Below are 7,323 nucleotides of genomic sequence, written 5' to 3'. Positions count from 1 at the left end.
CTCTGCCGCACGGCCTGCAAAGACGGGGTGTTGGAAAGAATTTCGATCGAGCGATTGTCCCGACTGGTTTCGTTCAGTTCCTGCTCAGATACGTTGGGAACCACGATGTACTGGTAGGACGCCCCGTCCGGCCTTTTGCCGTGATCGAACCATAGCGTGAACACGTCTTCACTAACCACCACATCGCTGATATTTTTCTCATCGGTAATGGCCGCCCAACTACCCGTTTCGGCTTGATTGGACAGGCTGACGGTACTTGGTTCCGGGAAAACGTAGCCTATTTTGTCGTGATGCACCCATTTCACTTCCGAAAGCGCCCGGTTGCCTTTTGGAACACTTTGTCGGATGCCGTTCTGCATCATGCGTACGTCGCCTTGCATCAACACCTGATTCAGGGTAGTGGCTACCGCGAAATCCGTTTTTGCATGGATGTCAGCACCCAGGCAAACGTCCTCCTTATCAAAGAAGAACCACGATTTTTTAGCTTCCAGCGGATCGTGAGGGCTCTTGAAGTCAAAAACGACGGCTCCGTACAGTCCGTCAGTTACTGCGCCCACGAAGCCGGTCAGGCCGTCCTTCTGAATATCGTCGGGGCCGGGTAGTTGCGGCTTCTGCAAGATCGTGGTTCCCGAAATTTTCTGCCAGTCGTACACGGGCCAGATGTTGTGGTATTCGTCGCCTTTCAGCATGAGGTAGTTGGTGCCATCGGCGCGGTGGTGCGTCGTCTTGCCCGGTCCGTTGTAGGGTACTTCCATGTTGCGGTTGCGGGTCGAGAACATGCGGACAGTGGTGTAGAAGTTGGGCCGTTGGAACACAAAGTGTTCGGTTTGCCAAAAGAATTTCGCGAATGACGCCGTCGGCTTGGCTTCGCCTTTGCGCAGCCTGATGATTTCTTCCAGTTCGGCTTTCCGATAATCGGTGCTGACCAGCAACCGCTCGATTTCCAAAGTACCGCGGGGCTGAAAATCAGCCTTGTGAGATATGCTGCGGTTTTTGACGCTGATATCCGGGTAAATCCCGTATACTGATTGTTTGTAGATACCATCGAGATAATAATCGACCAATTGGTTTATTTTTTCTTTCGAGAACGCGTAGGGCGTACCCGCCACGTAGTACGACCACTCGCCGTAAGCGTTGGCGTACTTACCGTAGCCGTAGGAATCCGTGTTGTTGACGCGATCTTCCCGGTGGTGAAAGCTGTAATCGTGCTGCATCCCCCTTTTGCCCGTCGAAAACTTCAACTCGCCTTCGATGATCTTTATGATCTTGTCAAATTCCTGGTAGTTTCCCTGAAACAGTAGATTCTTGGCCAGAATGCCCGCGATTACGATGCGGTCGCCGCTGGGCCGCGCGCCCGAGGCATTCATGTTGGCGCGGCCGATCATGGGCTGGGCTTTGGCTACCAAGTCCTTCGGCAATTCGTCACCCATCACCAGCATAAGGTCGCCCAAATTGGTGGGTGTCGTAATCTGATTATTATGCCAGTTGTCGCCCACGAAATCGTTCTTGACCCAGTAAGCCAGTCCCTTTTCGATAAGTACTTTAAGCGGTTTGCTTTGGTAGAATTTTGATGTTTTGTTTTTGTAAGCCTTGGCCATATACACCAGATTGCGCGTGTGCCCACCTTGCGGGAATCCAGCCGTTCGGCTCAGGTCATCGTACTTGATATCTTTAAAACTACCCTCTTCATTCATCTTATCCATCAGGGTTTTCACCGCTTCATCGCTGATTTCGGTAGTCATTAAGTCGGCTACAATGCGCTCTTTAATCGTTTTTATGCCATCTTGGGCCATACAAAACGGAGCGATCAGAACAACGAGAATCGGCGCAATGAGCAGGCAACGCAGTTGGGTTTTCATAAAAGGGGTAGTTTAGGCGTACATCAAGATTTACTCATATGTAAAGTCCTGTCCGGCCAATTTCTATTGCTTAGGCGGGGTTGGGTGGGCGATTAAAAAAGAAACCTCGACAAATGCAGTGGAACGTGGATCAGGGTTTTGGTCCGTAATATCCCGGTCAAAGGGTCGGTTTACATTATTCCCGGCCAGGTCTTCCAGCACGGTTCGTATCCGCAGGACGTACTTTCCCGCTTTCCAATTTTCCGAGGGTCGGAAGTACCCTGCCTTCTCTTCCTCGCCCGCTTGCCATTTCCCTTTTATCACCCGGCCGCTTTCGTCTTCGACACTCAGGCATTCCGTTATCAAACTGTAATCTAAAGACTCTTTGAAATTCACTCTGAATGGTTGGGTCGTGCCGCCGGGTGGTGGTACCATTTTCCAGTTTTTGGGTAGGGGCGACAGGCTATCGCGCACGGTGGTCACGAATGATTTGGCGTACGATTTCGGGAGTGGAGTTCCCAATCGATCCTTCCAGGCGTTGGAAACAAGGATATGGTAATGAGCATTTTTCTGTAGAGGTGCACCCAGTAAGCGGTTGGGTTGGAGATCGCGTTTGATTCGGCCAGGATCCAGCCACAGCGTCAGGACGGTGCGGTCTTCGTTCCATAACTCGGGTTGCAGATTGAGGAAAGCGCCCCGCAAAGTATCCGAATCACCCCTGACCAGAAAAACGTGCTCATCCGATTTCCCTTCCCGCATAGGTTGGGAAAAGCGCAGATAAATTTTCAGCAGATTTTCGGGTAAAGTATCCTGACTTGGGAACATGCCGAGCAGTTGGGGCGCATCGGCAGCATCGGCCAAGGGAACAGTGAAAGTACCAATGCGCTCGTTTCTCAGCACAACCTCGTAATGCAGTCCGCGGGTAAAAGGCACAATTGGCGAAAATAGAATGGCTTTGGTATCCTCCGAATAATCACCGAGTATGGAGAAAGAAGGGTCAGAATCGACCAATTTGATTTTGAGCAAACTACCCACCGAATCATCCGGAAGGTCGTGGGTCAGCGTTCGGGGAACATAAACGCCTTCGGCCACTTTACCTTCCCATCGAATCCGGATTTTGTCATTTTCTGAATCAGAGTTGCAACCAGGCAATCCCGTAAAAGCAAAAAGGATCAGACCATACGCCAGGTACGGTCTGATCCGATCAAACTTTATGTTGGTCATAGATACCGTTCGCTCGACGTCCAAAGGTCCAAACTACCGTTGGAGCGGCGTTGCAACAGAACCATCCGGCTATCGTCGAACTTGTCGAGTTGAATGACGTTGGTCACGGGCAGCGACACGAAATCTACCCCGGCCGTGGCGTAGCTTTCTTCTACCGGAGTCGTCAGCGAACCCTGATACCCCTCTATATTTTTGTAGTCCACCTTGAAAACGGGACGGCTGGAATTGGCCATCATCAGGTACGACTCACCCCCTTTTGTCAAGGTGACGATGTCGATCGGTTGGTTGCCGCTGCCCATTTCGGCTACCGTTCTTCCCTTCACGTGCTTTCCGGCTTTCAGCTCGTCCATCGGAAACAGAACCAGAGGCGTGCAGGTGTAGCTGGCGACGAGGTACTTTTTGCCACTGATTTGAGCGGTCGTGAAGGTTCTGATTGGAGACAAGGTTTCGTATTTGCCGTGGGCCGCGTGGTAAATTTCGAGCGATGCCTGATCCTGCTTGTCGGTGAACGGGAAAGGGATGCTTCGGAACGTCGAGTTAAATTCTTTACCCGACAAGCCACTGACCATCAATTTTCCATCGGCAAAGCCGATATCAGAAATAGCAGCCACGCGTAGAGAGTTTCCTCGTCGATCTTTGGCGGCTTCGTCGGGAACATCGTTCAACGCCAGGCTCGAGAACGCAACGTTTTTGGTACTGACGGGCGTTATTTTGTCGCCGTCGATTTTGAACAAAATGGGTGTGCCGTCGCTATGCTGCACGGCCAGGTACACGCTTTTGGACGCCGGGTTCACGGCGATGTCCTCGATCGTGATGTTATCGACTTCGGTTCCAAGAAGCGCCGCAATTTTCTGATCGATGTTTTTGATCTCGACCTCGGCTGGCTTTTCAGCCTGTTTCGCATCTTTGGTATCGACCGCAAACACCGTCGCGCTTTTGGAATCACCGATGAACAGGATTCCTTCCGGCCCGAAGGCCAGGGAATTGATCGATTTGATTTCGGGCGATCCTACGGTCATCCCATACTTTCCTTCGACCGAGCGTTGGGTGTTTGCCAATAAAAAGAATCCGGCGAAAGCTACCGCCAGCAAATAGTACGTTTTTTTCATAATCATGTTTGTTATAAGAAGTTGTAAAAATTGTGTCTAAGTTAATGATTTTCAGAAAGCTGTACAACTTTACTTTTGCCCCCCCCGGATTTGTAAAATTCCTTTCGCAGTTTTTTTCTGACTACGGCTGCATCGGTGTTTTCAATAAAACCAACACTGAACACATTAGGCGTTTTTACCATGAACTTCTCGCAACAGCGGTAGTTGCGGCCAAAGCCCCAAACGGTCATACCGTTCATTGGGTAGTATTGGTCAGGTGCGTCATCAGCTTCGTGATGTGCGATGTAAAAGACACGATTGAAACTTTTGTCGCCGAAACAAACCCATTCCGGGCTGGATAAAGCCCTTTGTTCCATCGGCTCACTGCACGGATGTTTGCTGCCATCGGCTAAAAAGTAGTAATCGTCACTTTCGCTAAAAGTACCGCCCGGCGTACCCTCGTACAGCAGCCAGTAGGGTCGTCGGTCGGTCTGCGTCACCGTGAGGGTAGCGTGGGTAGGGTAAATGTCCCAGGTACATTTCCACTTACCGTTGAGAGAGGCAGAGGCAATCGTTACGCGGCGGCGGGAGTTATGAACTACTTCACTTTGGCAATTTTTATATCCCGGATGAAAATAGTTTTCCGGGTGCACCAGATTGGGCAGGCCGCGGTACATTCCCCATGGTCCCGCGTTACGGTTGAAAGAAACCCAGTCATTGCCATCCTTATCCAGAATACTCGAAAAAGCCCCGGCCTCAGTCTGAAAGTAGTAGGTGGCCGTCGGCGTTTCGATTTTGTAGGCCGCTTGTCCCTCGTCCTGCTCATTCTCAAAAAGTACCACCTGCCCGAAAGTCAGGTAGCTGGAAGTCGAGAGCGTCAGCAAGGTAGCGGCGCACTTCCGCCTAGCTTTTTGAAACCTCTTCAGCAGACTCATAGAATCATCTACCCATTAACTCCCAGGTACTCGCTTTACTACCGGACACCCCGCATCCTCGTACTTTCCTGGTTGATCGGGACACTTGTCCACCTGATCGGGAATGCCGTCGCCGTCTGTGTCGGGACAGCCACCGTAGCGCAGCAAACCTTTCACGTCGGGGCAGCCGTCGTAGTCGTCGCGGACGCCGTCGCCGTCACGGTCGGGGCAGCCGTTAATCGTGCCAGCCTGATTGGGGCAATCATCGAGACGATCCACCACGCCGTCGTTGTCGGAGTCGGGACAGCCGCGGGTAGCCACCGTTCCCGGGACTCCCGGACATTTATCGATATAGTCCGGGACTCCATCGCTATCCGTATCGGGACAACCGAGAAATCTGGCAAGACCCGGCGTATTGGGACAGCGATCGCGGTCATTGGGAATGCCATCACCGTCGCTGTCGTAATTGCGGGCGTTACGGTTGAAGCGATGGGTGAGCGTCACGGACAAAAAGCTGTACTTGTCATTGGGCGTGTCGCTGTAAGTCGTCGATTCTTCCGGATTGATGAGGCGGCGACCCGAAGTAGCATCCAACTTGTCGGTGCGGGCGAAGTAGAAGCGGTAGTCCAACCCCGCCTGCCAATTTTCGGCCAATTGGTAGTTGAGGGCGAGTCCGGCCGGAATGGTGCGTTCGTGGGTCTTTTTGACGCCCATTGGTCCCTGGGGATTTCCCCAGCGGAGGAAAAGCGGATTTCGCCCACTTAGTTCGCTGTTGGTAAAGCGTACTCTTTGATCCGTAGTGAGGTCATAAGCATTGGCACTAAAATACATGATGCCTATTCCACTGTAGATGCCCAAGTGAAACGGGCTTTGGCCTGCGTTGCGACTGAACTGCTCGATTAGATCCCAGCGGGCCAGCAATTCGATAGAGTTGAATTCATTGACAAAATAAGAATTGTAGAATTCGCTCTTCTGGCCGCCCAACTTTCCGACAGCGAAGTCTAGCCCCATCGAGAAAGCGGGGTTAACTTGTCGGATTAAGCTTAGGCCCGTCATGAACTTCATGTCCTGATCGCCCAGTTCGCCAAAGAACTGCGTCATACCACCGCGAACACCGATAGAGTAGGGAGAAAGTACGCGTTCAGTAATGTTGGCTTTCTGGCTACGGGTCTCGACAGAGTCGACCGATTGTGTGCTGATACGCCCTTGCGCCCATGCGGATATAGCCAACAACAACAGAAGAAGAGAAAGGAAGTAGCGACGGAGCATCATCGGTATTTGGTTGATGTATTTACAAATATAAAAAACCAAGTCCAGAATGTTATCATTATCCGTAGGAAGATCAAGCTACCTGACGAACTTTCCGGGAAGAAGGTGGTTTAAAAACCGGGAATCTCCCTTACATTCGTTTCCAAAAATTCACAAAAAGAAGCCATGAGTGTCGTTCCGTACAAGGATAAAGACAACAGCAAGCGCGAGCAGGTTGCCGAAATGTTCGACAACATTTCGCCGAAATATGATTTCCTGAATCACCTTTTGAGCGGTGGTATCGACATCTACTGGCGCAAACGAGCTATAAAGTTGCTCAAAAAGTCTCAGCCGGGCGGCGATCCGTCGGGCGGCGTGCCGCCCAAAACTATTCTCGACATCGCCACTGGCACGGGCGACTTCGCCATCGAGGCCCTCGCGCTGAATCCCGACAAGATCATCGGGGTGGATATTTCAGAGGGAATGCTGGCCGTGGGACGGCAGAAAATTCGGAAATTGGGAAAGGAGGATGTCATCGAATTGCGTACGGGCGATTCGGAGCATCTGCCCTTCGCGGACAATTATTTCGACGCCGTTATCGTTTCCTTTGGCGTGCGCAACTTCGAGAACCTGCTCGCCGGGCTGACCGATATGCATCGTGTCATGCGCCGGGGCGGCACCTGCGTGGTGGTTGAATTCTCTAAGCCCAAGGCATTTCCGTTCAAGCAGGTTTACAATTTTTATTTCAAATACATTCTGCCCACGGTCGGCAAGATGGTTTCCAGAGACAGTTCAGCTTACACCTACCTCCCCGAGTCGGTACAGGCTTTTCCCGACGGAAACGATTTTCTGACCATTTACAAAAAAGCGGGCTTCACCGATACTAAATGCATCCCACTCACCTTCGGAATCTGTTCCATTTACGTCGGCCACAAGTAGCGATCCTGCTGTTACTCGGCCTTTTTACTACCGAGCGGGCGCAGGCGCAGGGAACGGGTTACGTCCGGCGGC

General features: G+C 51.7%; 6 protein-coding genes. 1 reads left to right on the top strand and 5 read right to left on the bottom strand.

The window, feature by feature from the left end; all coding sequences use genetic code 11:
- The 5 genes from ACEW8P_RS00335 to ACEW8P_RS00315 all read right to left on the bottom strand — a co-directional run.
- The coding region (locus ACEW8P_RS00335) for a polysaccharide lyase family 8 super-sandwich domain-containing protein (RefSeq protein WP_373511122.1) at positions 1 to 1,859 on the bottom strand (1,859 nt) is incomplete at its 3' end.
- Positions 1,860 to 1,922: 63 nt separating this feature from the next.
- The gene (locus ACEW8P_RS00330) at positions 1,923 to 3,062 is read right to left on the bottom strand and encodes a hypothetical protein (RefSeq protein WP_373511121.1); all 1,140 of its coding nucleotides are present in this window, start codon (positions 3,060 to 3,062) and stop codon (positions 1,923 to 1,925) included.
- Positions 3,059 to 4,171 (bottom strand): hypothetical protein, encoded by a 1,113-nt coding sequence (locus tag ACEW8P_RS00325; RefSeq protein WP_373511120.1) that lies wholly within the window; start codon positions 4,169 to 4,171, stop codon positions 3,059 to 3,061. The genes ACEW8P_RS00330 and ACEW8P_RS00325 overlap by 4 nt, the downstream gene beginning before the upstream one ends.
- Before the next feature lie 41 nt (positions 4,172 to 4,212).
- Entirely contained in the window at positions 4,213 to 5,085 is an 873-nt protein-coding gene (locus ACEW8P_RS00320) for a hypothetical protein (protein ID WP_373511119.1), read from the bottom strand.
- 15 nt (positions 5,086 to 5,100) lie between these two features.
- Positions 5,101 to 6,336 (bottom strand): thrombospondin type 3 repeat-containing protein, encoded by a 1,236-nt coding sequence (locus tag ACEW8P_RS00315; protein WP_373511118.1) that lies wholly within the window; start codon positions 6,334 to 6,336, stop codon positions 5,101 to 5,103.
- Positions 6,337 to 6,498: 162 nt separating this feature from the next.
- Between ACEW8P_RS00315 and ubiE the strand changes: the two genes are divergently transcribed.
- Complete coding sequence (gene ubiE, locus ACEW8P_RS00310; RefSeq protein WP_373511117.1) at positions 6,499 to 7,251, top strand: bifunctional demethylmenaquinone methyltransferase/2-methoxy-6-polyprenyl-1,4-benzoquinol methylase UbiE; 753 nt, start codon at positions 6,499 to 6,501, stop codon at positions 7,249 to 7,251.
- Positions 7,252 to 7,323 lie beyond the last annotated feature (72 nt).

Source organism: Persicitalea sp., assembly GCF_041751555.1.
Lineage (GTDB): Bacteria > Bacteroidota > Bacteroidia > Cytophagales > Spirosomataceae > Persicitalea.
This window is presented reverse-complemented; position numbering and strand designations above follow the sequence as displayed.